This window comes from Brevundimonas sp. NPDC090276 (assembly GCF_044772165.1).
Taxonomy (GTDB): Bacteria; Pseudomonadota; Alphaproteobacteria; order Caulobacterales; family Caulobacteraceae; genus Brevundimonas.
On the sequence record NZ_JBIVYK010000002.1, the window covers coordinates 582529 to 602635 of the forward strand.

A 20107-nucleotide genomic window follows, 5' to 3' on the forward strand; every position below is an offset into this window, starting at 1 on the left:
GATTTCCGCTCTTGGCTCATCCACCTCCAGGTGCTTTTTGATCTTAACGCCACGCTTCTCTGCATCCTTGACGCTGTAGCCGAGCGGCGGCCGGCTTCCACACCAGAAGCCCTGTCGCGCATTCTCGCGAAGGCCCCGACGCACATGCTTGGCGGTTTCCTCGCTGGCGGCTTCGTCTAAGAGAGCCGAGATTCGTCGGACGAGGCTCGCGGTCGAGCCGGACCCAAAATCCTAGGTGGCCGATTTCAACTCGACACCGTTCCGCGCAAGCTTCCGTATCAGGACCTCGGATTCGGCCTCGTCCCGATAGAAGCGAGAACTAGTATACACTAGGATGACCTCAGCTTCGGGCGGAGATACCAGGCAGGCGGCAATCATCCTCTGGAACTCCGGACGATTACCACTGCGAGCGGAGCGTCCCCGATCGGCAAATTCCTCCTCGACGTCTAGGTCATTGTCGGCTGCGAATTGGCGCAAGGAGTTCAACTGATCCGGGATCGAGATGCCCCCGTCAGCCTGCTTCGACGTCGAAACACGCACGTAGATGAAGCATTTCCGTCCCATCACCAGCTCCCCTCGTCGGCGATGCCAGCCATCGGATCGATAGCCTCGACCTGATCATGCCCTACGTTGTCATTTGCGGCGACGAGGGCCGCGAAGGGGTCTTGCCCGCCGATCAACTGATCGATGATTTCAACGAGGACGTCGTCGTCGCTGGCGGTCCCGGGCACAAAATTAACCAGTATCTTGCCGGAGGCACAGTCGTTGGCCGCGTTGAACTGCTCTCCGCCCTGAACCCGAGCGCGCCCGACCTTATGAAGAACCTCAAGCGGCTGCATGACCGCCCCTCCCGCCGACCCGGCCCGACGCAACGGAGCGCGCAAGAAAACAACGGTCGACATCATTCCGATGATACAGGGCACAGGCGTAATTGCTGATCCACGGAGGCGGAAGCGCGAGAAATCGACGGAACGACAGCTCCTCTCGGGTCGTGTAGAAGCCACGCTCAACTTCGCGTGGCTTTATATATTCATCATGATCTTTTTTCATATTTTCGGTTCCTTTCGAACGCGTCGCCAATGAACGACCGCCGGCTCGCAGAACGCAAGAGAAATAATCTAACTGTACTGCCGCATTACTTGGCACAAGTGACGTTTATACTGACAATCACGGTAGAAGGATGAAATCTATACAAAAATTTGCCGCCCTGCCGACTGCTTCGGCGACTGCGTTCTCTAAAATTAGACGATCACCATTACGTGAGATGGGGCCTGCGCCTCCAAATGGCTAGTTATCGGCGCTCTGCGCCAACGCCCACCCCGACCGATCCGCTCGGGCCGTAAGCGCCACATTGAGCAGCCAGGCGATCGTTGGCACCATCGGGTTTGGCCCGGCGGACGGGTCGCGACTGATCGGGTTCGTAAACTTCGGCCTGACCAAGACAAGCTACCCCGTGGCGGGGGCGACCTTTTCGACCGGGAACTGCACCGTCTTGGGTGCAGATAGCTTCCGACGCGAACTGATCTACTCGGGCGTCACACAGGGAACCGTCTCGATCGAATATCGCGAGTTCATCAACGACATGGCCCGCCCGGCCTTCTCGCAAACGCTTCGGTATGATCTCGCACAAAGTGACGTGATCGGCTTTCGAGGCGCGCGCTTCCAAATCCTCGACGCGACGAATATCGACATAAGGTACAAGGTCACCCGGCCGCTGGATTAAGCCACGCCCCGACCTACTATGATGCCTCTGACGGCCTACGACGTACCCGACAAGGCCGCGCTTTCCGCATACCGCGACCTGCGAGACCGCGCCCTCCCCCTGATACGGGGTGACCGCCATTCAGATTGATCGGTCACCTAGATGCACCTGCATCGCAACAAGGTCGTGACCCACGCCGCCGACGCGTCGCGGCACCGATACTCGCTGGCGATGTCCTAGTTGGCGGCGCGGGGCGTCCAGTTGGGCTTGCCCCAAATCGAGCCGCCCTCACGGACTTCCAGTTCTTCGATCCAGGCGCGGCCGTCGCGGCCGATGACATCGACGCCGGCAGGGATCAATTCGACCGATTCCGGCGGGCTCTCGCCCTCGACGTTCAGGACGATGGCGACCGCCGAGGCGACGGCGTTAGGTTGGGGGCTGGACGAAGACTTCGACATGGCCCCATGATCGGGGCGTCGCGCGGTTCACCACACTCCGAAGTCCTTCGGAGACAAGGCGACAATCCCCTGAAATCGGAGAGGTCATGACGGTCGAAGCCGTAACTACAGCCGCAGCGCAGGCGGGCGCAATCGACTGGAACGCCCTGCTGGTCGCCGGGATTGGCCTGGGCGGTGTGTTGGTCGGTGCTGCTGGGCAGCACATTGGCAATGAACTGGCCTGGCGACGCCAACGAGAAATCGCGCGGCAGAACGAAGCGCGAGATTGCAGCTTGGCGGCTTTGGCTCTGGCAGAGCACCTTGAAGCCTTCATGGAGCACTGCATGGACGTGGTCACTTCGTACGGGAATGTGCTTTGGAAAGGCCCCTACAGTTGGGACGAGGACACAGGAGGCGCGCCAAAATGGCTAGACGCGCTGACGGAATGGCCGGCCCTCGTCGATTGGAAGCTGTTGGGTGTGGACCTCGCCGTCCGGTCGGCGAATTTTCAGCGCCGGGTCCGGCTCGAAAAGAAAAGCCAGGGCGCTAACGACAACGCCTCCATGGAGGAGAACCACCCTGAAGTGGCGGACTTGGCCGCTTCACTGGGCCTGGAGGCGTGGGACCTCGCTTGCTCCGTCAGGAAAATGAACAAGCTCGGTGCATATGAATGGCCGGCGAGTTGGTCGGGAGTAGCCGATTTGCGAGAGCACATCCGGCGGCGGGCCGAGCTCAAGGCTGAGCGACAAGCGCGCTATGAGGCTTGGCGCGCCAGCCAGGACGCCAACCCTCCCGTCTAGGGACACCTAATGGCTCTGATGACGGACAGGGTTCGCGGCAGTTGAAGTTGCAGTCTTAGAACGACCGCGTCAGGCCCGCCCGTTGACAGAACAGTGCGGGCCTTTCTCTTGGGCGTATCGGTTCGGGGAGACGGTGATGGATTCGGTCCAAATCAGTATTGGCGCGGCAAAGGCAGCTTCTCGTTGGTGGGACTTGATCATCCCCGGCCTGTTTGCGCTGGGCGGGGTTGCGCTCACGAACTGGGTTGTGATCAGGCATCGCAAAGCAGATGCCGCTGAAAAGAAGGCAGATCGCGACGCCGCCACGACAGAGCGAAAGGCCGGGGAAGCCCGCGATGGCGCCCTGTCGGCCACCGCCTTCGTAGCGCACCTGGAAAACTATGCGCTCGGTCTCGCCAAGACGGTGGAGGAAGCCAACCGACATGACTGGGACGACAACACCTTCGCCCCCCAATGGCCCCCCTTCAGCGAATGGCCTCTGGAAATCGACTGGCGCTTGATCGGCCCTGCAGACGCAGCATGGGCTCGCGACCTGTCCATGCGGATTTCTCTGATCCAGTCACACCTTTCGTCGGTTTGGGAATTCCATGAACCTGATGACTACCTGGACGAGATGGGAGAAGCGGCTGCACTCCTGGGCATGGACGCCTGGACTAAGGCTGTCGAAGTTCGCCAGCGATACGAGCGAGAGCCGCTTACGTTCGACAAGCGGGTGTGGAACTTCCCGGCCTACCTGTCGGAGCGAGTGGCTCTCATCACGTTAGAACGGGAGAAAACCGAAAAGGCCCTGGCTGATGTCGTGGCCGCCTACGCGCCAAAGGACGTTTAAGGGCTCTAATGACGCCCTCAAGGCGGGTTCGGGGGCCAGTGAACCGCCCCGGCCCTTCCTGACGCTCCACGGCCCGCCTTTCAGGGGACTGGCGAAAGCGGCGCTGAAACGCTAGATTGAAGGCTGATCGGGCGAGCCATACCGTTTCCGGGCGTCCGCGCCGCGAGGATGTAACGACCCTCCGTCCGATCATTTCCCCCTAAGCCGCCGCAGCTTCATCGTCATGTTGGTCATGAGGGTGCTGGCGCGGTTCAGGCCGGGGTTGCTGGCCCAACCCGGATCAATCCCGACCGGCACGGTGACGCGCTCGGTCGAGCCGTCGTCGCGGGTGCGGCTGAAGGTGGTGGTTGGCACGTCGAAAGCCGGGGTCACGCCGCGCCGCTCGGCCTCGGCCTTGGTGATCTGACGCAGCCAGCATTTGCAGCCCCAGCCGTTCGGCGGGAACCACGTCGCCCAGAGCGGATCATCAACCGGGCGGACAACGCCTTCCTTGCCGATGTGTTCGGGCCGGTGCCGTTCACTGGGGCCGAGTTGGTAGAGGTAGAATGGCAGCACAGCCTTGGTGCGCTGGCCCCGTTCCCACTGGCCAGCGGCGCGGGCGCTACGCAGGTTGGCGCTGTAGATGGTCCGCAGCCGGCGCGGCGTTCCCAGCTCGCGCGGCTTGACCTCGCCCGTGGCCGGGTCAGCCATTTCAACGGCGTCACCCCACCATCCCAGGCGCTTCAGCTCGGGCTTCAGGTTTCGCGCCCAGGCCTCATAGGGAACGCCCTTGTCGATGGCGGTCTGAAGGCTGTCGTGGATGGCGGTCAGAACGTCGGCCTGGACGGCCTTGGCCACGGTGAAGGCGTAGGCGTGTTCCTCGCCCCAGACCTCGGTGTGGCGGAAGGCCGGGCGCATCTGCTTCTGACGCAGATAGGCGCTGATCTCGGGCGAGGGATCGGAACCGAAGGTGAAGCGGGATTCAGGACTCGACGCCATCTCGATCACCGTTAGAAGCTTGGCTGGAGAATCGAGGGGGCAACCGATGAAGATCAACGTCTCGCGCGTCGAGGTGCAGGGCTGGCTGAACCTTATCGTCGCTGTAGCTGGTCTTTATTTCACCGCCACCAGCGGAACGGACACGCTCGACGCCATAGCGCGGTTCAGCACCGCTGGAAGTCTGCCCCCGGAATTTGCAGGAAGCCAGGGGATTATCCGCGTTTTCCTCTTCCTGCTTATGCTCATGATCTTTGGGTCCATGCTCTTCATTGGACTGGCCATCATGCTGGGCCAATTGTTCCGCAGCATGGGCTCTCCGCGTCCCAATCACACAGCCTTCACGCTGATCGCGGGGCTCCTTGCGGCGACTATCGCACTCACATTCGGCATTTTCGGCGAACCCCTCTGGATGTTGGCCGGCATGATCAGCCTTCTGCTGTTGGTATGCACAGGGATCGCTGGGTCTGAAGGCGTCGAAGGACCTGAAGGAGGGATCGCCTACTGGTTTATCCTTGTGATAGGCGGCGTCGCCGTGATGTTGTTCGGCACCTTCGTTGTCGGCCTCGCCTCTCAAGACGTGGCTGCAAGCGCAGCGACTGCTGTCAGCCAGACCGCCAACCCAAGCGACGCCAGTTAGATCAGGCCTCATCCCGAACATCACCAATCGCGCGGGCTTTGAAGAGGGCGGCGCCCAGGCTGCGCGCTAGCAGGGCCGCGTCGCCGGCAGCGGCGGCGTCGTTCAGGGCGGCCTCGAACTCGGCATAGCTGCCCGCGCTGGCGGCCAGGCGCTCATAAGGTTCGATCAGCGGGTTCAGGTTTCGGTCCAGCCGTCCATGGCCTCGACCGTCATTTCGTCGACGAGGTCGGGGCGCATGGCTAGTAAAGGGCAATCAACCTGAGCCGACGCTCAAATTCGGCTGACGTCGAAATCATGTCGCCTCCTGAGCCGAGCGGTTCCAAACCTTGATCGCTCATTGCCCGACTCACACGATCAAACAGCCGCTGAGTGGCACCAGGCGAAGTCCCCATCACACGCTCCAATCGCGCAATATAGACTGGCCCTTCTCCGAAGTTCATGAACCAGATCGCCGAGATCGCCTTGCCCAGCGGCATCGTGTCTCCCGCGAACATCGTCCCCGCGCGCAAGGAGAACCGTTTGCGACAATGCCCGCAGTAGCGCCAATGCTTGCGCGAATCCGGCTCTGAAAGGCCAGCCCGCCCGCAGACGCGGCAGCGGAACCCATCTTGCCAGACGACCCGTTCAAGATAGGCGAAGGCTGCATCGTCATCGGCGGTCCACGGCCCGTCCGGCAGAGAATTCGGCTCAGACCTGTCGCTGATAAAGGCGCTGCGCCCCAAAGGCGCTGAAAACTCCCAGTTCGCGTTTTCATCCCGACTGGTGCACCATGACTGCTAGCCGCGATACAGGCTGGCCAGCACCGCTGGGATCAGGCTCGGCAAATCCTCAGCAATCAGTCCCGGCCCGAAACGATGCGCCGCGTCCGCGTGCATCCAGACCGCCGCGCAGGCTGCGTCAAAGCTGTCCATATGCTGGGCCAGCAAACCCCCGATCATCCCCGCCAGCACGTCGCCGCTGCCGGCCGTCGCCAGCCAGGGCGAGCCGTTGCCATTGATGACGCAGCGGCCTCCAGGAGCCGCGATGACGGTGGCGCTGCCCTTCAGCACCACGACCGCCCCCCCCCTCTCAGCGGCCTCTACAGCCGCGGCCTCGCGCCCCTTGGTCAGCAGCCCGGGAAACAGCCGCTCGAACTCGCCCTCATGCGGCGTCAGCACGTCGTCCCGGTCCAGGCAGGCGAACAGGTGTCCCGGCCGATCCCGAAACAGGGTCAGGGCGTCCGCGTCGATCACCAGGGCTGCGCCCGTGCGTCCCAAGGCCGCGACATGGGCCGCCGTCGCCTCGGTCAGGCCCGCTGCGGGGCCAATGATAACGGCGTCCATCGGTTGAGCCAGTGCCGCCAACTGATCGGCATTGGTGAAGCTGGCCAGCATTACCGCCTCCAATGTCGGCGCCAGCACGGGCGCCGCGTCGGGCGGGCAGACCACCTTCACCAGCCCGGCCCCGACCCTCAGTCCGGCCCGCGCGGCCAGCCGCGCCGCGCCGGTCGACAGGGCGCCGCCTGCCACCACGCCGAGGCGTCCACGAGCGTGCTTGTGCGCCTCGGCGCCGGGCCAGGGCAACAGGCTCTGCCATGTCATCGGGTCGTTGATCGGGTTCATGATCGAATTCCGTTCACGGATGGCCTCTGAGCACGAAAATTGCTTGCCTTATTGTGCAATGCAATGTCCCTTTACGCCCCGAGCGTCGGACCAACCAAGGAGCCGGCTCGGGACTCGCCATGAAGAAGATTGAAGCCGTCATCAAGCCTTTCAAGCTGGATGAAGTGAAAGACGCTCTCCAGGATATCGGGGTGCAGGGCATGACCGTCTTGGAAGCCAAGGGATACGGCCGCCAGAAGGGCCATTCCGAGCTTTATCGCGGCGCCGAGTACGTCATCGACTTCCTGCCCAAGATCAAGATCGAGGTCGTCGTGGCCGATGATCTGGCTCCCGCCGTGGTTGACGCCATTCAGACCGCAGCCCGCACTGGCAAGATCGGCGACGGCAAGATCTTCGTCTCCACCCTTGAAGACGTCATCCGCATCCGCACCGGCGAAACCGGCGCCCAGGCTATCTGACCACCATACGGCCGTCCCCAGGGGCGGCCGCTTTTCGTTCCTCCTCTCCTCCCCGAACCAACAGGACTTCGAGCATGAGCGCCGCCCAAAAGATCCTTCAAGAGATCAAGGACAAGGACGTCCAGTACGTCGACGTTCGCTTCACCGACACGCGTGGTCGGCTGCAGCACGTCACCTTCGACATCGACCTGGTTGACGAAGAATTCCTTGAAGAAGGCACCATGTTCGACGGCTCGTCGATCGCGGGCTGGAAGGCCATCAACGAGTCCGACATGCTGCTGAAGCCGGACCTGGAACGCGCCTACATCGACCCCTTCTACCAGCAGACGACGCTCTTCCTGTTCTGCGACGTTCTCAGCCCCGACACGGGCGAGCCCTACAACCGCGACAGCCGCTCGATGGCCAAGAAGGCCCTGGCCTATGTCCAGTCGTCGGGCGTGGGCGATGTGGTCTATTTCGGCCCAGAAGCCGAGTTCTTCATCTTCGACGACGTGCGCTGGAACACCGCTCCGCATAACACCGGCTACAGCTTCGATTCGACCGAACTGCCGGCCAACACCGGCGCCGAATACGCCGAAGGCAACCTGGGCCACCGTCCGGGCCACAAGGGCGGCTATTTCCCCGTGAACCCGGTCGACTCAGCCCAGGATCTGCGCGGTGAGATGCTAGGTGTGATGAAGGACCTCGGCATGCAGCCCGAGAAGCATCACCACGAGGTCGCCCCGGCGCAGCACGAACTGGGCCTGAAATTCAGCGACCTGCTGACCATGGCTGACCGTCTGCAGCTCTACAAATACGTGATCCACAACGTTGCCGCGGCCTACGGCAAGTCGGCGACCTTCATGGCCAAGCCCATGTTCGCCGACAACGGCTCGGGCATGCACGTCCACATGTCGATCTGGAAGGACGGCAAGCCCCAGTTCGCCGGCGACAAGTACGCCGGCCTGTCGCAGGAATGTCTGTGGTACATCGGCGGCGTCATCAAGCACGCCAAGGCCATCAACGCCTTCGCCAACTCGACCACCAACTCCTACAAGCGTCTGGTGCCCGGCTATGAAGCCCCGGTGAAGCTGGCCTATTCGGCCAGCAACCGTTCGGCCTCGATCCGCATCCCGCATGTGTCGTCGCCCAAGGCCAAGCGTCTGGAAGCCCGCTTCCCCGACCCGATGGGTAACCCCTACCTGACCTTCGTCGCCCTCCTGATGGCGGGCCTGGACGGGATTGAGAACCGCATCGATCCGGGCGCGCCTGCCGACAAGAACCTCTACGACCTGCCGCCGGAAGAGCGCGGCTCGATCCCCGAGGTCGCGGGTTCGCTGAAGGAAGCCCTGGATGCGCTCGACGCCGACCGCGCCTTCCTCAAGAAGGGCGGCGTCATGGATGACGACTTCATCGACAGCTACATTGCGCTGAAGATGGAAGAAGTCGCCCGTCTGCAACTGCACCCGCACCCGGTCGAGTTCGACATGTACTACAGCTGCTGATCCTCGGATCAGTCTGATGACCAAGGCGCCGGGCGGAAACGTCCGGCGCCTTTTTCATGGTCGGTAGCGGCGGGTAGAGGGAACGGCCTGAAAGCTGCGTATAGAGAGACAGGGCAAGGCGAAGGCGAAGCGATGACGGACGATATCGACAGACTGATCGGCGCCGCGCCGTGCGACGATTTCCGGCTGAATGATCTCCATGCCGACGTATGGCGCCGGATCGAGCAGCAACAGACCGAGCGACGCCTGGGTCAGGTCCGCATGGCGGCCCTAGCGATGGCGTTGGTCGTCGGCGCGGCCAACGGCGGCCTGTTCGCCCTCACTCGCCCCGCGGCGCCTTCCGAAATACAGGTCTTCAGCCTGGCCAGCGCTTCCTCGCCCCTGCTACGCGTAGAGGCTGGCCAATGATCGCCGGTTGGAAGTCCATCGCCGTGACGGCCCTGCTGGCGGCTCTGGTCAGCGGCGCCGGCGTCTGGATCGGCGCCGGGTGGGTGTCGCAGCAACGCGCCTCCCCCAGCCTGCACGACATCGTCCACCACGACCTCGACTTGACGTCCGATCAGGCAGCCCGCCTCAAGGTCATCGAAGACCGCTTCGCCAAGACGCGCCCGGCTCTGGAAGAGGACGTCCGCGCCGCCAACCGCGAGCTGGCAGCCGCCATCGCCGCCAATCAGGGCGATAGCCCTCAGGTTCAGGCTGCCGTCGATCATTTCCATGACGCCATGGGGGCGCTGCAAAAGGCGACCATCGCCCATGTCTTCGAGATGAGGGCCGTGCTGACGCCGGAACAGACCCGCGCCTTTGACAAGGGCGTCGCCGACGCCCTGCTGCAAGACCCTCGGTAAGACCCAGGGTGGAAGACGAGGCTTCCCTGCCGTCGCGCGCCGCGCGCGGCGACCGCGCGGCCTTCGCTGCGTTGATGGATGCCACCAAGGCGGACCTGCATCGCTTCGTCCGCCGCTATGTGGGCGAGGACGACGACGCCTACGATCTGGTTCAGGAATCCTATGTCGCGGCCTGGCTGGCGATCCGTCGCTACGACCCCGCGCGGCCCTTCCCCGTCTGGCTGAGGACCATCGCCATCAACAAATGTCGCGACTGGAGCCGCAAGCGCGCAGTCAGGCGCGTAGTGCGGGGCGTCATGGGGCTGGATGCGCCGGAAGCCTTGGCGGTCGGCGACGACGCCCCTGCAGGTGAAGCGCACCTGGATGACCGGCGGCGCATGGTCGCGCTGGACCACGCCCTGGCGACGCTGCCCGACACTCTGAAGACGCCCCTGCTGCTAGCCGCGCTGGAGGGCCGCTCGCACGCCGAGGTCGCCCGCCTGATCGGCGCGACGCCCAAGGCGGTCGAGACCCGGATCGCTCGGGCGCGTCGGGCGCTGGCGGCGGCGCTGGGCCGCGCGCCCTAGCCCCTCGCCTTAGACCAGGCGGCTCTGCACCACGGCGGCGCCAATGAAGCTGGCGAACAGCGGGTGCGGCGCGAACGGACGGCTCTTCAGTTCCGGGTGGTACTGGACGCCGATGAACCACGGGTGGTCAGCACGCTCGACCGTTTCCGGCAGGACGCCGTCAGGCGACAGGCCGGCGAAGATCAGGCCCGCCTTCTGCTCGATCGCCTCGCGATAGTTGATGTTCACCTCGTAACGGTGACGGTGGCGCTCGCTGATCTCGGTGGAGCCGTAGATCTCGGCGATCTTGGAACCCGGGATCAGGGTCGAATCATAGGCGCCCAGACGCATGGTCCCGCCCAGATCGCCGCCCTGCTCGCGCTGAACGCGCTGGTTGCCCTGCTTCCACTCGGTCATCAGACCGACAACGGGTTCTTCGGCGGGGCCGAACTCGGTCGAGGTCGCCTTGGGGAAGCCGGCCAGGTTCCGCGCCGCCTCGATCACCGCCATCTGCATCCCGAAGCAGATGCCGAAATAGGGAATCTTGCGCTCACGAGCGAAGCGCGCCGCCTCGATCTTGCCCTCGGCCCCACGTTCGCCGAAGCCGCCGGGAACCAGAACCGCATGGGCGCCCTGTAGGCGCTCCTGGCAGGCCTCGGGATCGCCCTCGAAGGTGTCGGCTTCGACCCAGTCGATGTTGACCTTGACGTTGTTGGCCACCCCGCCGTGCTGCAGGGCCTCGATCAGGGACTTATAGGCGTCCTTCAGGACCGTATACTTGCCGACCACAGCGATAGTGACTTCACCGTCCGGGTGCAGGCGACGGCGCACGATTTCTTCCCAGCCGGTCAGGTCGGGCTTGGGCGCATCAGTGATGCCGAAGTGCGCCAGAACTTCGCTGTCCAGACCTTCGTTATGATAGTCCAGCGGCACGGCGTAGATATCAGCCGAGTCCATCGCCTGGATCACGCCGCTTTCGCGCACGTTGCAGAACTGGCCGATCTTGCGCTTTTCCTCAGCCGGGATCGGCTGCTCGCAGCGGCACAGCAGGATGTCCGGCTGGATACCGATGGAGCGCAGCTCCTTGACCGAGTGCTGCGTCGGCTTGGTCTTCATCTCGCCGGCCGTCTTGATGAAGGGCAGCAGGGTCAGGTGGACAAAGCAGGACTGACCGCGCGGCAGGTCCTGGCCCAGTTGGCGGATGGCCTCGAAGAAGGGCAGGCCCTCGATGTCTCCGACGGTGCCGCCGATCTCGACCAGGACGAAATCCACGTCCTCGCCAGCATCGGTCTTGGCCGGGCTGAGGCAGAACTGCTTGATCTGATCGGTGACGTGCGGAATCACCTGGACGGTCGCGCCCAGATAGTCGCCGCGACGCTCCTTCTCCAGGATGGTCGAATAGATGCGCCCGGTCGTGACGTTGTCCGACTTGGCGGCGGAGACGCCCGTGAAGCGCTCATAGTGGCCTAGATCGAGGTCGGTCTCGGCGCCGTCGTCGGTCACGAAGACCTCGCCGTGCTGATAGGGGCTCATCGTCCCCGGATCGACGTTCAGATAGGGGTCCAGCTTGCGCAGACGGACCTTGTAACCTCGTGCCTGCAAAAGAGCGCCGAGAGCGGCGGAGGCGAGGCCTTTTCCTAGCGAGGAAACCACGCCGCCGGTGATGAACACATAGCGAGCCATGGGCGGACACCTTACTCCATGATTCGCGGCGGGAGCATGGCCCGACGCAAAACAACTGTTGAACATAATAAGAAAGCGCGCCCTGCGGCGCGCTTTCGGGGGTTTCGTGGCTGTCGGCGGCTTACTGCGCCGGAGCGGGCGCCGGGGCCGGAGCGGATGCGGCCGGGAGGCTGGCCTCCAGATCGTCCAGCGACGGCGCGGCCGGGGCCGCCGGCGTCGGGGCCGGTTGCTCGGCGGGCGCGGTTTGCTGCTCTGAACCCACAGCGAGAGCGCCCACGGCGTCAGCGTCGATGACCGAACGCGAACCACGCGCGAAGTTGCCGGCGATAGTCAGGCTGATCGCGCACACGAAGAACAGCACCGCCAGGATCGAGGTCGCCCGCGTCAGCAGGTTGCCCGCGCCTCGTGCGGTCATGAAGCCCGAAGGCCCGCCGCCCATGCCCAGGGCGCCGCCCTCGGAACGTTGCAGCAGGATCACGGCCGTCAAGGCGACCGAGATCAGGATCATGGCGACGAGCAAAATGGTCTGGAGCATGGTGTCAATCATGTGGGCGCGAAGATGCGCCGATCAAGCGGCGGCGTCTAACACCGATGCGGGACCGGAGCAAACGCCGAACGAATAGAGGCCCGAAATCCGTACCGTCAGGCGGCGCGGATAATGCCCAGGAAGTCCTCGGCCTTCAGCGAAGCGCCGCCGACCAGAGCCCCGCCGACTTCGGCCACGGCCAGGATTTCCGCCGCGTTCGACGGCTTGACCGAGCCGCCGTACAGGATCGGGGCGACACGACCGCCCTCGCCCAACTTGGCGACCATGGCCGCGCGCACGGCGGCATGGACTTCCTCGATCTGCTCAAGCGTCGGCGTCAGGCCGGTGCCGATGGCCCAGACCGGCTCATAGGCCACGGCGAAGGCCTTGCCGGACAGAGACAACGGCAGTGAACCGGCCACCTGACGGCTGACGACCTCGACCGCCTGCCCGGCTTCGCGCTCGGCCAGGGTCTCGCCGATGCAGATGATGGGTTCCAGGCCGGCAGCCAGAGCCGCCTCGACCTTGGCGGCGACATCGGCGTCGGTCTCGCCGAAACCGGCGCGACGTTCGGAGTGGCCGAGAATCACCAGAGCGGCGCCAGCGTCGACCAGCATGGCGGCCGACACCGAACCGGTGAAAGCGCCGGAGGCTTCGGCATGGCAGTCCTGCCCCCCCAGTTCAACCGATCCACCGGCCAGCACGCGCGCCATGCGCTCGGTCAGCGTGGCAGGCGGGCACAGAGCCACGCGGCAGGCTGCGGCCTGCTCCTGCAAGGCTTTTGCCAGAGCCTCAGCCTCGCCCAGGCTCGCGCCCAGACCGTTCATTTTCCAGTTGCCGGCGACCAGCTTCGCAGATTGTTTCATCGGGACTGTTTAGGTCCCGTTGTCGCGGAAGCCAAGATGTTGGGGTGCGTCCGCTTGCGGCGCCCTAGGGACTGCCCCTATACGCGAGCGTGGCGCCCTTTATGACGCCGGCCCTCGTCAGGTTCTTTTTCGATGATCACGCTGTTCCGCAACTTCTCCAAGTCGAAATGGGCTGCGGGCCTGTTCGCCTTGATCATCCTCAGCTTCCTGATTGTCGGCGCCCAGTCCGACGTCTTCTCCAATCTGGGGCCCAAGCACGTCATCGATGCTGGTGACCGCAGCATCGGCGCCCAGCAGTTCCGGGGCGACTTCGAGCGCGTGCGGGCCAACTTGCAAGAGCAGGCCGGCCGCCCCGTGTCCTTTGAGGACATGGTGAAGGAGAACATCCACACCCAGTATCTGGAAAGCCAGACGCAGCGCCTCGGCTTCCTCGCCTGGGCCTGGAACGCCGGCATCCGTCCCGGCAAGGAACTGGTGCTGAAGGAAATCCGTCAGATCCCGGCCTTCTTCAACCAGGTTTCGGGCCAGTTCGACCAGGATCGCTATGAGCAGGCTCTGGCCGCCCAGGGTCTGACCTCGGAAATGCTGGAACAGGATCTGCGCGATCAGTATGTCGCCAGCCAGTTCGGCGCAGGCGTCTTCGCCGGCGCCCGCGTGCCGCGCATCTACGGCGCTCTGCTGGCCGGTCAGGCGCTGGAAACGCGCGACGGCCGCTGGTTTGACGTGACCCAGGCCATGGCTGGCACGACGCCGGCCCCGACCGACGCCCAGTTGACCGCCTTCATCAATGAGAACGCCGCCCGTCTGCGTCGCCCCGAGTTCCGCATGATCTCGATCGTGCTGTTCAACCCGGGACCCAACAGCCAACCGACACCGATCACCGAAGAGCGCATCCGCGAACGCTTCGAGTTCCGCAAGGCCGCCCTGTCGAACGCCGAGAAGCGTTCGTTCGTGACGCTGACCGTCCCGACCAAGGACGCCGCCGACCGCGTCGCCGCTGAACTGCGCGCCGGCAAGTCGCCGACTGAAGTGGCCGCCGCCAACAAGATCGAAGCTGCTGCCTATAACGACACGCCGCAAAGCGCCTTGGGTGACCCGGCTGTCGGCGCGGCGGTCTTCGCCCTGCCCGCCAATCAGGTTTCGAACCCGATCCAGAGCCGCGTCGGCTTCACGGTCGCCAAGGTGACTGGCGTCACCGCCGCCGCTCCCGCCACCCTGGAAAGCGTCCGCAGCGCCCTGATCGAGGAACTGCGCGCCGAAGACATCAAGGGCGCGACCTATGCCAAGGTTGAGCAGTACGAAAAGGCCCGTCAGGAAGGCAAGAACCTGACTGATGCGGCCCAAGCCGTTGGCGCCCGCCTGGTTCAACTGCCGCCCTTCACCGCCGATGGCCGCCTGCCGGACGGTCAGCCGCTGAACGCGCCGCGTCAGATCTTCGAGTCGGCCTACGCCCTGTCCAAGGGCGGCGAGAGCGACATCATCGACGCCGGCGAAGGTCAGTACTTCGCCGTGCGCGTGGACGACATCCGTCCGGCTTCGCTGCCGACGCTGGAAGAAGTCCGCGCACCGCTGGCCCAGCAATGGACCCTGCGTGAAAACGCTCGCCGCCTGTCGGCCAAGGCCGAGGAACTGGCGCAACGGGTTCGTGGCGGCGAAGACATCGCCAAGGTCGCCGCCTCGGTCAACGCGCCTCTGGTGACCCGCGCGGGCGTCCAGCAAAGCCGTGAAAGCCAGGCTCAGTTCGGCGAAGGCGTCCTGCGTGGCCTGTTCGGTCAGGGCAAGGATCAGGTCTTCACCGGCCAGACCCAAGGCGGCTTTATCGTCGGTCGTGTCGACGCCATTCATGGCGCCAGCCCGGCTCTGGCCGCACCCTTGGTCGAGCAGGTCCGCCCGCGTCTGACCCAGGAACTGGCCAACGCCATGGTCGAAGCCAGCTTCAACGCCGCCGCCGCGCGGGTGAAGGCCAAGAACGACCCCGCCGCCGCCATTGCCGCCCTGGGCATCGAAGCTCCCGCAGCCGCTCCGGCGGCTCCGGCCGCCCCTGCGCCCGCCAAGAAATGAGCGCAGGCGTCGGACAGGAAGCTGAACGCGCCGCGTTTGTCTCTGGCCTGAATACAGGCCGCCCCCAGGTCGTCGTTCGCCGCTTGATCGACGACCTGGAGACGCCCGTCTCGGCCTTCCTCAAGGTCGGTCACGGGCGTCCCTACGCCAGCCTGCTGGAGTCGGTCGAAGGCGGGGCGGTCAACGGCCGCTACTCGATCGTCACCCTGGCCCCCGACGTCGTCTGGCGCTGCCGTGACGGTCAGGCCGAGATGGCGCGCGGCGAGGCGGTTCTGGCCGACCGCTTCACGGCCGACGATCGCCCCGCGCTGGAGTCCCTGCGTGCCCTGATTGCGGCGACACGCTTCGACCTGCCCGACGATCTGCCGCCCATGGCCGCCGGCCTGTTTGGCGTCTTCGGCTACGACATGGTGCGTCTGCTGGAGCCGCTGGGCCCCGCCAATCCCGATCCGCTGAACCTGCCCGACGCGGTCATGGCGCGCCCGTCGCTGGTGGCCATTTTCGATTCGGTGAAGCACGAGATCGTCCTGATCGCCGCTGCCTACCCCGACAGCGGCATCGATCCCGATACGGCATTCTCGGCGGCTATCGGTCGCCTCGGCGACTTCGAGGACCGCCTGCGCGGCCCACTGCCGATACAGCGTGAAGCCGAACCGGTTCCAGCCCCAGATTTCCGCTCGCCCGTCGACGCCGCCGGCTTCGACGCCATGGTCGCCAAGGCCAAGGACTACATCACCGCCGGCGACATCTTCCAGGTCGTGCTGGCCCACCGCTTCTCGGCCCCGTGGAGCCAGGACCCGTTCGCCTTCTATCGGTCGCTGCGCCGCGGCAACCCGTCGCCCTATCTCTTCTTCCTCGACTACGTCGACTTCCAACTGGCCGGCTCCAGCCCGGAAATCCTAGTCCGGTTGAAGGATGGTCGCGTCACCATCCGTCCGCTCGCCGGCACCCGTCCGCGCGGCGCCACGCCCGAGGCTGACAAGGCCCTGGAAGCCGAACTCCTGGCCGATCCCAAGGAACGCGCCGAGCACCTGATGCTGCTGGACCTGGGGCGCAACGACGTGGGCCGCGTCTCGTCGCCCGGATCGGTCGAGGTGACGGAGAGCTTCGTCGTCGAGCGTTACAGCCAGGTCATGCACATCGTCTCGAACGTGCACGGCGCTGCTGATCCCAAACTGGACGCTGTGGACACGCTTCTGGCCGCCCTGCCCGCCGGCACCCTGTCCGGTGCGCCCAAGGTGCGGGCCATGGAGATCATCGACGAGTTAGAAGCCGAGAAGCGCGGCGTCGGCTACGGCGGCGGCGTGGGCTATATCTCGGCCAATGGCGAGGCGGACATCTGCATCGTCCTGCGCACCGCCATGTTCGCGGACAACCAGATCTTCGTTCAGGCCGGCGCCGGCGTCGTCGCCGACAGCGATCCTGCCGCCGAGTACGCCGAAACCCTGGCCAAGGCCCGCGCCCCGATGAAGGCGGCCGAGGACGCGTGGCGATTCACCGCAACCCCTCGCGGCCAGGGCGCCGACGGCAAGATCTAAGGATTGGAAACCGTGGAACCCTGGTCGAACGACACGCCGGGGCCCACGACCATGGTCCCCGCCAGCAGCACCGCCGCCGTCGCGGCGAAGGCCGCCGCCGCCAGCAGGCGCAGCGGCTTGGGTTGCTCTGTGGCCGGCTCATTGAGCAGGGCCTGGGCGTCGCGGATGGCTTCTAAGCGGGTCAAGACGGATTTCTTCCGATGGCGATGCTCCTGTATCGCGCGGACAGCTTAACGTCCGCTTTCAGTCCGCCTTCGCTTGGCGCGTCCTCCCTCCCGTCCTAAGAACCCTGCCATGATCCTCGTCGTCGACAACTACGACAGCTTTACCTACAACCTCGTCCACTACCTCGCGGAGTTGGGCACCCAGACGCATGTCGTCCGCAACGACGACCTGACGGTGGAAGAAGCCTGGGCGTTGAAGCCCGAGGCCGTGCTGCTGTCACCCGGTCCCTGCGCGCCCGATCAGGCCGGCATCTGCCTGCCCCTGATCACGACCGCGCCCCTGAATATGCCCATCTTCGGCGTCTGCCTCGGCCATCAGGCCATCGGTCAGGCCTTTGGCGGCGACGTCATTCGCGCCAAGACCCTGATGCACGGCAAGACTTCGCCGATCCAGCATGAGGGCCGCAGCCTGTTCAAGGGCCTGCCGTCACCCTTCACGGCCACCCGCTATCACTCCCTGGCCGTGCGTCGCGAGACCCTGCCGGCCGAGCTGGAAGTCACCGCCTGGACCGCCGACGGCGAGATCATGGGCCTGGCCCACCGCACCCGGCCGATCCACGGCGTGCAGTTCCACCCGGAATCCATCGCCACCGAGCACGGCCACGACATGATCGCCAACTTCCTCGATCTGGCGGGCGTCAAGCGTCTGAGTACGGTCTGACGCCATGGACGGTTTCAAGCCTCTGCTGGGCAAGCTGGTGGACGGGCGCGTCCTGACGTCGGAAGAAGCCCACGCCTTCTTCTCCGCCTGTCTGCGCGGCGAACCGACCCCCTCACAGGTCGCCGCCGCCGTCACCGCCCTGCGCATCCGCGGCGAGACGGTGGACGAGATCGTCGCCTTCGCCACCGCCATGCGCGACGCGGCCCTGTCGCTGGACCACCCCTTCGACGAGGTGATCGACACCTGCGGCACCGGCGGCGACGGCCAGCACACCTATAATGTCTCGACAGCCGCCGCCTTCGTCCTGGCGGGCGCGGGGCTCAAGGTCGCCAAGCACGGCAACCGCGCCATCAGCTCAAAATCCGGCTCGTCCGACGTCCTGGCGGCGTTGGGCGTCAACCTCGACGCCACCATCCCGCAACAGGCTCGCGCCCTGGATCAGGCCGGCATCGCCTTCCTGTTCGCCCCCACCTACCACGGGGCCATGCGCCACGTCGGCCCGGTGCGGTCCGAGATCGGTTTCCGCACGGTTTTCAACCTTCTGGGGCCGCTTTGTAATCCGGCGCACGCGAACCGTCAGGTCATGGGCGTCTATGATCCCGCCCTGCTAGGGCCTCTGGCCGAGGTTCTGGGCCGTCTCGGCGCCCGCCGCGCCTGGACCGTTCACGGTCAGGGTCTGGACGAGCTGACCACGACCGGCCCGACCGAGGTGGCCGAATGGAAGGACGGCGTCGTCCGCCGCTTTACCGTCACCCCAGCCGACGCCGGTCTGCCTCTGGCGACGCTGGACGACCTGCGCGGCGGCGACGCCGAGTATAATGCGGCGGCCCTGAAGGCCCTGCTGGCGGGTGAACCCGGCCCCTATCGCGACATCGTCGTGCTGAACGCCGCCGCCGCCCTGGTCGTGGCCGACCGCGCCGCCGACCTGCGCGAAGGCGCCAAACTGGCCGCCGCCGTCATCGACGACGGTCGCGCCGCCCGCGCGCTGGAAACCCTGGTGCGCGTCACCAACACCCCCATCGACCCTGAGGCCGCATGACCGACGTTCTGGCGAAGATCGCCGCCTACAAGCGCGACGACGTAGCCGCCCGCAAGCTTGCGACCTCTCAGGACGCCATCGAGGCACTCGCCGCCCAGGCCTCGGCCCCGCGCGGCTTCCGCGCCGCTCTGGAACGGGTCGCCGAAGAAACCGGCCGCCCCGCCCTGATCGCCGAGATCAAGAAGGCCAGCCCGTCCAAGGGCCTGATCCGCGCCGACTTCGACCCGCCCGCGCTGGCCAAGGCCTATGAGCGCGGCGGCGCGACCTGCCTGTCGGTGCTGACCGACGGCCCCAGCTTCCAGGGCGACGACGCCTTCCTGGCCGCCGCCCGCGACGCGGTCGCCCTGCCCTGCCTGCGCAAGGACTTCCTGGTCGATCCCTGGCAGGTGGCCGAAAGCCGCGCCCTGGGCGCCGACTGCATCCTGATCATCCTGGCCATGGTCGATAACGCCCTGGCCGCCGACCTGCTGGCCGAGGCCGAGCGCTTCGGCATGGACGCCCTGATCGAGACCCACGACGAGGCCGAAATGGCCCGCGCCTGCGCGCTCGGCGGCGACCTCGTCGGCGTCAACAACCGCAGCCTTCGCACCTTCGAGGTTGACCTCGACGCCACCGAGCGCCTGTCCATGCTGAGCCCGGTGAAAGCCCTGCTGGTGGCCGAAAGCGGCATCTTCACCCCTGACGACGTCCAGCGCGTCGCCGACGCCCACGCCCAGGCCATCCTCGTCGGTGAAAGCCTGATGCGTCAGGACGATGTGGAAGCGGCTACGCGGGCGCTACTGAGCTGAGCGATCATGCAGAATGCCGTCCACGATCTTCTAGCGCTTACGCCGACGCTACATGACGGGGTGGATTTCTCTGTTATCGAACGGGCGACGCCGATTCTCGATCGTTTAGCCGCCCCTCTGTCGGCGGCAGACATCGAGGCCCTCATGTCCCTACTGCCAGCCAATGGCGACACGGCGTTTGGACTCAACTGGACCATTCTCCACGCGATCGAATCGTCACCTGCCTGGCCCTGCTGGGACTTGCTCGCAGAATCCCTCGACCACGAGTGGCATGAGCTTCTTTTGGCCCGCCTAAAAAACGGCGGCTACGCCCCACCTGCGTAGGTCGACGCTGTTAAGTTGACATTCAGCAAGAACACTTACAGAACATCGACAACGGTTCACGCCTTGTTCTGGAAGCCTTGC

General features: G+C 65.2%; 27 protein-coding genes. 16 read left to right on the forward strand and 11 right to left on the reverse strand.

Going from position 1 to position 20107, the window contains the following annotated elements; all coding sequences use genetic code 11:
- Nucleotides 1-231: 231 nt before the first annotated feature.
- Complete coding sequence (locus ACIQTU_RS08585) at nt 232-564, reverse strand: recombinase family protein (protein WP_400545277.1); 333 nt, start codon at nt 562-564, stop codon at nt 232-234.
- Nucleotides 564-839, reverse strand: coding sequence for a hypothetical protein (locus ACIQTU_RS08590; RefSeq protein WP_400545280.1), 276 nt, complete (start codon nt 837-839; stop codon nt 564-566). Before ACIQTU_RS08590 ends, ACIQTU_RS08585 begins: the two co-directional genes overlap by 1 nt.
- Here ACIQTU_RS08590 and ACIQTU_RS08595 point away from each other — a divergent pair.
- Together ACIQTU_RS08595 and ACIQTU_RS08600 are read left to right on the forward strand one after the other, a co-directional pair.
- A complete protein-coding gene (locus tag ACIQTU_RS08595; RefSeq protein ID WP_400545283.1) occupies nt 838-1083 on the forward strand; it encodes a hypothetical protein in 246 nt (81 codons plus the stop codon). The two genes, ACIQTU_RS08590 and ACIQTU_RS08595, sit on opposite strands and share 2 nt — an antisense overlap.
- Before the next feature lie 268 nt (nt 1084-1351).
- Entirely contained in the window at nt 1352-1723 is a 372-nt protein-coding gene (locus ACIQTU_RS08600; protein WP_400545286.1) for a hypothetical protein, read from the forward strand.
- 215 nt (nt 1724-1938) lie between these two features.
- Here the strand turns inward: ACIQTU_RS08600 and ACIQTU_RS08605 are convergent, their stop codons facing one another.
- Nucleotides 1939-2160: a hypothetical protein gene (locus ACIQTU_RS08605; RefSeq protein WP_400545289.1), complete on the reverse strand. Its 222-nt coding sequence runs from the start codon at nt 2158-2160 to the stop codon at nt 1939-1941.
- Nucleotides 2161-2246: 86 nt separating this feature from the next.
- On the opposite strand from ACIQTU_RS08605, the gene ACIQTU_RS08610 reads away from it, so the two are divergent.
- Both ACIQTU_RS08610 and ACIQTU_RS08615 read left to right on the forward strand, forming a co-directional pair.
- Nucleotides 2247-2939, forward strand: coding sequence for a hypothetical protein (locus ACIQTU_RS08610; RefSeq protein ID WP_400545292.1), 693 nt, complete (start codon nt 2247-2249; stop codon nt 2937-2939).
- Nucleotides 2940-3075: 136 nt separating this feature from the next.
- Nucleotides 3076-3768, forward strand: a complete 693-nt coding sequence (locus ACIQTU_RS08615) for a hypothetical protein (RefSeq protein ID WP_400545295.1) — start codon at nt 3076-3078, stop codon at nt 3766-3768.
- A gap of 189 nt (nt 3769-3957) precedes the next feature.
- Here ACIQTU_RS08615 and ACIQTU_RS08620 read toward each other — a convergent pair whose 3' ends face one another.
- Entirely contained in the window at nt 3958-4746 is a 789-nt protein-coding gene (locus ACIQTU_RS08620) for a phage minor head protein (protein WP_400545298.1), read from the reverse strand.
- A gap of 46 nt (nt 4747-4792) precedes the next feature.
- On the opposite strand from ACIQTU_RS08620, the gene ACIQTU_RS08625 reads away from it, so the two are divergent.
- The gene (locus ACIQTU_RS08625) at nt 4793-5383 is read left to right on the forward strand and encodes a hypothetical protein (protein WP_400545301.1); all 591 of its coding nucleotides are present in this window, start codon (nt 4793-4795) and stop codon (nt 5381-5383) included.
- Nucleotide 5384: 1 nt separating this feature from the next.
- Here ACIQTU_RS08625 and ACIQTU_RS08630 read toward each other — a convergent pair whose 3' ends face one another.
- From ACIQTU_RS08630 to ACIQTU_RS08640, 3 genes are read right to left on the reverse strand one after another with little or no spacing between them, the layout of a single operon-like run.
- Entirely contained in the window at nt 5385-5636 is a 252-nt protein-coding gene (locus tag ACIQTU_RS08630) for a hypothetical protein (RefSeq protein ID WP_400545304.1), read from the reverse strand.
- The gene (locus ACIQTU_RS08635; protein WP_400545307.1) at nt 5623-6105 is read right to left on the reverse strand and encodes a transposase; all 483 of its coding nucleotides are present in this window, start codon (nt 6103-6105) and stop codon (nt 5623-5625) included. The genes ACIQTU_RS08630 and ACIQTU_RS08635 overlap by 14 nt, the downstream gene beginning before the upstream one ends.
- A 54-nt stretch (nt 6106-6159) precedes the next feature.
- Nucleotides 6160-6984 (reverse strand): NAD(P)H-hydrate dehydratase, encoded by an 825-nt coding sequence (locus tag ACIQTU_RS08640; RefSeq protein ID WP_400545310.1) that lies wholly within the window; start codon nt 6982-6984, stop codon nt 6160-6162.
- A gap of 119 nt (nt 6985-7103) precedes the next feature.
- Between ACIQTU_RS08640 and ACIQTU_RS08645 the strand changes: the two genes are divergently transcribed.
- From ACIQTU_RS08645 to ACIQTU_RS08665, 5 genes are all read left to right on the forward strand, one after another.
- On the forward strand, nt 7104-7442 hold the full coding sequence (locus tag ACIQTU_RS08645; RefSeq protein ID WP_400545313.1) for a P-II family nitrogen regulator: 339 nt from the start codon (nt 7104-7106) through the stop codon (nt 7440-7442).
- 74 nt (nt 7443-7516) lie between these two features.
- Nucleotides 7517-8926 (forward strand): type I glutamate--ammonia ligase, encoded by a 1410-nt coding sequence (gene glnA, locus ACIQTU_RS08650; protein ID WP_400545316.1) that lies wholly within the window; start codon nt 7517-7519, stop codon nt 8924-8926.
- 132 nt (nt 8927-9058) lie between these two features.
- A complete protein-coding gene (locus tag ACIQTU_RS08655; RefSeq protein ID WP_400545319.1) occupies nt 9059-9334 on the forward strand; it encodes a hypothetical protein in 276 nt (91 codons plus the stop codon).
- A complete protein-coding gene (locus ACIQTU_RS08660; RefSeq protein ID WP_400545322.1) occupies nt 9331-9771 on the forward strand; it encodes a Spy/CpxP family protein refolding chaperone in 441 nt (146 codons plus the stop codon). The genes ACIQTU_RS08655 and ACIQTU_RS08660 overlap by 4 nt, the downstream gene beginning before the upstream one ends.
- Before the next feature lie 8 nt (nt 9772-9779).
- Nucleotides 9780-10337 (forward strand): RNA polymerase sigma factor, encoded by a 558-nt coding sequence (locus ACIQTU_RS08665; protein WP_400545325.1) that lies wholly within the window; start codon nt 9780-9782, stop codon nt 10335-10337.
- Between the two features lie 9 nt (nt 10338-10346).
- Here ACIQTU_RS08665 and ACIQTU_RS08670 read toward each other — a convergent pair whose 3' ends face one another.
- The 3 genes from ACIQTU_RS08670 to tpiA all read right to left on the reverse strand — a co-directional run bounded on the left by ACIQTU_RS08670 (nt 10347) and on the right by tpiA (nt 13391).
- Entirely contained in the window at nt 10347-11999 is a 1653-nt protein-coding gene (locus ACIQTU_RS08670; protein WP_400545328.1) for a CTP synthase, read from the reverse strand.
- A gap of 121 nt (nt 12000-12120) precedes the next feature.
- Nucleotides 12121-12534 (reverse strand): preprotein translocase subunit SecG, encoded by a 414-nt coding sequence (gene secG / locus ACIQTU_RS08675; protein WP_400545331.1) that lies wholly within the window; start codon nt 12532-12534, stop codon nt 12121-12123.
- A gap of 107 nt (nt 12535-12641) precedes the next feature.
- Nucleotides 12642-13391 carry a triose-phosphate isomerase gene (tpiA, locus tag ACIQTU_RS08680; RefSeq protein WP_400545334.1) on the reverse strand — a complete coding sequence of 250 codons (750 nt, stop codon included), beginning with the start codon at nt 13389-13391 and terminating at the stop codon, nt 12642-12644.
- A 132-nt stretch (nt 13392-13523) separates the two neighbouring features.
- On the opposite strand from tpiA, the gene ACIQTU_RS08685 reads away from it, so the two are divergent.
- Both ACIQTU_RS08685 and trpE read left to right on the forward strand, forming a co-directional pair.
- Nucleotides 13524-15452 (forward strand): peptidyl-prolyl cis-trans isomerase, encoded by a 1929-nt coding sequence (locus ACIQTU_RS08685; RefSeq protein ID WP_400545337.1) that lies wholly within the window; start codon nt 13524-13526, stop codon nt 15450-15452.
- Nucleotides 15449-16990 (forward strand): anthranilate synthase component I, encoded by a 1542-nt coding sequence (trpE, locus tag ACIQTU_RS08690; RefSeq protein WP_400545340.1) that lies wholly within the window; start codon nt 15449-15451, stop codon nt 16988-16990. Before ACIQTU_RS08685 ends, trpE begins: the two co-directional genes overlap by 4 nt.
- Here the strand turns inward: trpE and ACIQTU_RS08695 are convergent.
- Nucleotides 16987-17175 carry a hypothetical protein gene (locus tag ACIQTU_RS08695; RefSeq protein ID WP_314428975.1) on the reverse strand — a complete coding sequence of 63 codons (189 nt, stop codon included), beginning with the start codon at nt 17173-17175 and terminating at the stop codon, nt 16987-16989. The two genes, trpE and ACIQTU_RS08695, sit on opposite strands and share 4 nt — an antisense overlap.
- A gap of 109 nt (nt 17176-17284) precedes the next feature.
- Between ACIQTU_RS08695 and ACIQTU_RS08700 the strand changes: the two genes are divergently transcribed.
- The 4 genes from ACIQTU_RS08700 to ACIQTU_RS08715 are packed head-to-tail and all read left to right on the forward strand — an operon-like array spanning nt 17285 to nt 20026.
- Nucleotides 17285-17875, forward strand: a complete 591-nt coding sequence (locus ACIQTU_RS08700) for an anthranilate synthase component II (protein WP_400545343.1) — start codon at nt 17285-17287, stop codon at nt 17873-17875.
- Nucleotides 17876-17879: 4 nt separating this feature from the next.
- Nucleotides 17880-18914, forward strand: coding sequence for an anthranilate phosphoribosyltransferase (trpD, locus tag ACIQTU_RS08705; protein ID WP_400545346.1), 1035 nt, complete (start codon nt 17880-17882; stop codon nt 18912-18914).
- Nucleotides 18911-19702 carry an indole-3-glycerol phosphate synthase TrpC gene (trpC, locus tag ACIQTU_RS08710; RefSeq protein WP_400545349.1) on the forward strand — a complete coding sequence of 264 codons (792 nt, stop codon included), beginning with the start codon at nt 18911-18913 and terminating at the stop codon, nt 19700-19702. Before trpD ends, trpC begins: the two co-directional genes overlap by 4 nt.
- A gap of 6 nt (nt 19703-19708) precedes the next feature.
- Complete coding sequence (locus ACIQTU_RS08715) at nt 19709-20026, forward strand: hypothetical protein (protein WP_400545352.1); 318 nt, start codon at nt 19709-19711, stop codon at nt 20024-20026.
- Nucleotides 20027-20107 lie beyond the last annotated feature (81 nt).

What these genes read in the sequence shown, in the direction of transcription:
- ACIQTU_RS08585 (WP_400545277.1), bottom strand. Translation starts at nt 564, where the DNA reads ATGGGACGGAAATGCTTCATCTACGTGCGTGTTTCGACGTCGAAGCAG.
- ACIQTU_RS08595 (WP_400545283.1), top strand. Translation starts at nt 838, where the DNA reads ATGACCGCCCCTCCCGCCGACCCGGCCCGACGCAACGGAGCGCGCAAG.
- ACIQTU_RS08590 (WP_400545280.1), bottom strand. Translation starts at nt 839, where the DNA reads ATGCAGCCGCTTGAGGTTCTTCATAAGGTCGGGCGCGCTCGGGTTCAG.
- ACIQTU_RS08605 (WP_400545289.1), bottom strand. Translation starts at nt 2,160, where the DNA reads ATGTCGAAGTCTTCGTCCAGCCCCCAACCTAACGCCGTCGCCTCGGCG.
- ACIQTU_RS08610 (WP_400545292.1), top strand. Translation starts at nt 2,247, where the DNA reads ATGACGGTCGAAGCCGTAACTACAGCCGCAGCGCAGGCGGGCGCAATC.
- ACIQTU_RS08615 (WP_400545295.1), top strand. Translation starts at nt 3,076, where the DNA reads ATGGATTCGGTCCAAATCAGTATTGGCGCGGCAAAGGCAGCTTCTCGT.
- ACIQTU_RS08620 (WP_400545298.1), bottom strand. Translation starts at nt 4,746, where the DNA reads ATGGCGTCGAGTCCTGAATCCCGCTTCACCTTCGGTTCCGATCCCTCG.
- ACIQTU_RS08625 (WP_400545301.1), top strand. Translation starts at nt 4,793, where the DNA reads ATGAAGATCAACGTCTCGCGCGTCGAGGTGCAGGGCTGGCTGAACCTT.
- ACIQTU_RS08640 (WP_400545310.1), bottom strand. Translation starts at nt 6,984, where the DNA reads ATGAACCCGATCAACGACCCGATGACATGGCAGAGCCTGTTGCCCTGG.
- ACIQTU_RS08645 (WP_400545313.1), top strand. Translation starts at nt 7,104, where the DNA reads ATGAAGAAGATTGAAGCCGTCATCAAGCCTTTCAAGCTGGATGAAGTG.
- glnA (WP_400545316.1), top strand. Translation starts at nt 7,517, where the DNA reads ATGAGCGCCGCCCAAAAGATCCTTCAAGAGATCAAGGACAAGGACGTC.
- ACIQTU_RS08655 (WP_400545319.1), top strand. Translation starts at nt 9,059, where the DNA reads ATGACGGACGATATCGACAGACTGATCGGCGCCGCGCCGTGCGACGAT.
- ACIQTU_RS08660 (WP_400545322.1), top strand. Translation starts at nt 9,331, where the DNA reads ATGATCGCCGGTTGGAAGTCCATCGCCGTGACGGCCCTGCTGGCGGCT.
- ACIQTU_RS08670 (WP_400545328.1), bottom strand. Translation starts at nt 11,999, where the DNA reads ATGGCTCGCTATGTGTTCATCACCGGCGGCGTGGTTTCCTCGCTAGGA.
- secG (WP_400545331.1), bottom strand. Translation starts at nt 12,534, where the DNA reads ATGCTCCAGACCATTTTGCTCGTCGCCATGATCCTGATCTCGGTCGCC.
- tpiA (WP_400545334.1), bottom strand. Translation starts at nt 13,391, where the DNA reads ATGAAACAATCTGCGAAGCTGGTCGCCGGCAACTGGAAAATGAACGGT.
- ACIQTU_RS08685 (WP_400545337.1), top strand. Translation starts at nt 13,524, where the DNA reads ATGATCACGCTGTTCCGCAACTTCTCCAAGTCGAAATGGGCTGCGGGC.
- trpE (WP_400545340.1), top strand. Translation starts at nt 15,449, where the DNA reads ATGAGCGCAGGCGTCGGACAGGAAGCTGAACGCGCCGCGTTTGTCTCT.
- ACIQTU_RS08700 (WP_400545343.1), top strand. Translation starts at nt 17,285, where the DNA reads ATGATCCTCGTCGTCGACAACTACGACAGCTTTACCTACAACCTCGTC.
- trpD (WP_400545346.1), top strand. Translation starts at nt 17,880, where the DNA reads ATGGACGGTTTCAAGCCTCTGCTGGGCAAGCTGGTGGACGGGCGCGTC.
- trpC (WP_400545349.1), top strand. Translation starts at nt 18,911, where the DNA reads ATGACCGACGTTCTGGCGAAGATCGCCGCCTACAAGCGCGACGACGTA.
- ACIQTU_RS08715 (WP_400545352.1), top strand. Translation starts at nt 19,709, where the DNA reads ATGCAGAATGCCGTCCACGATCTTCTAGCGCTTACGCCGACGCTACAT.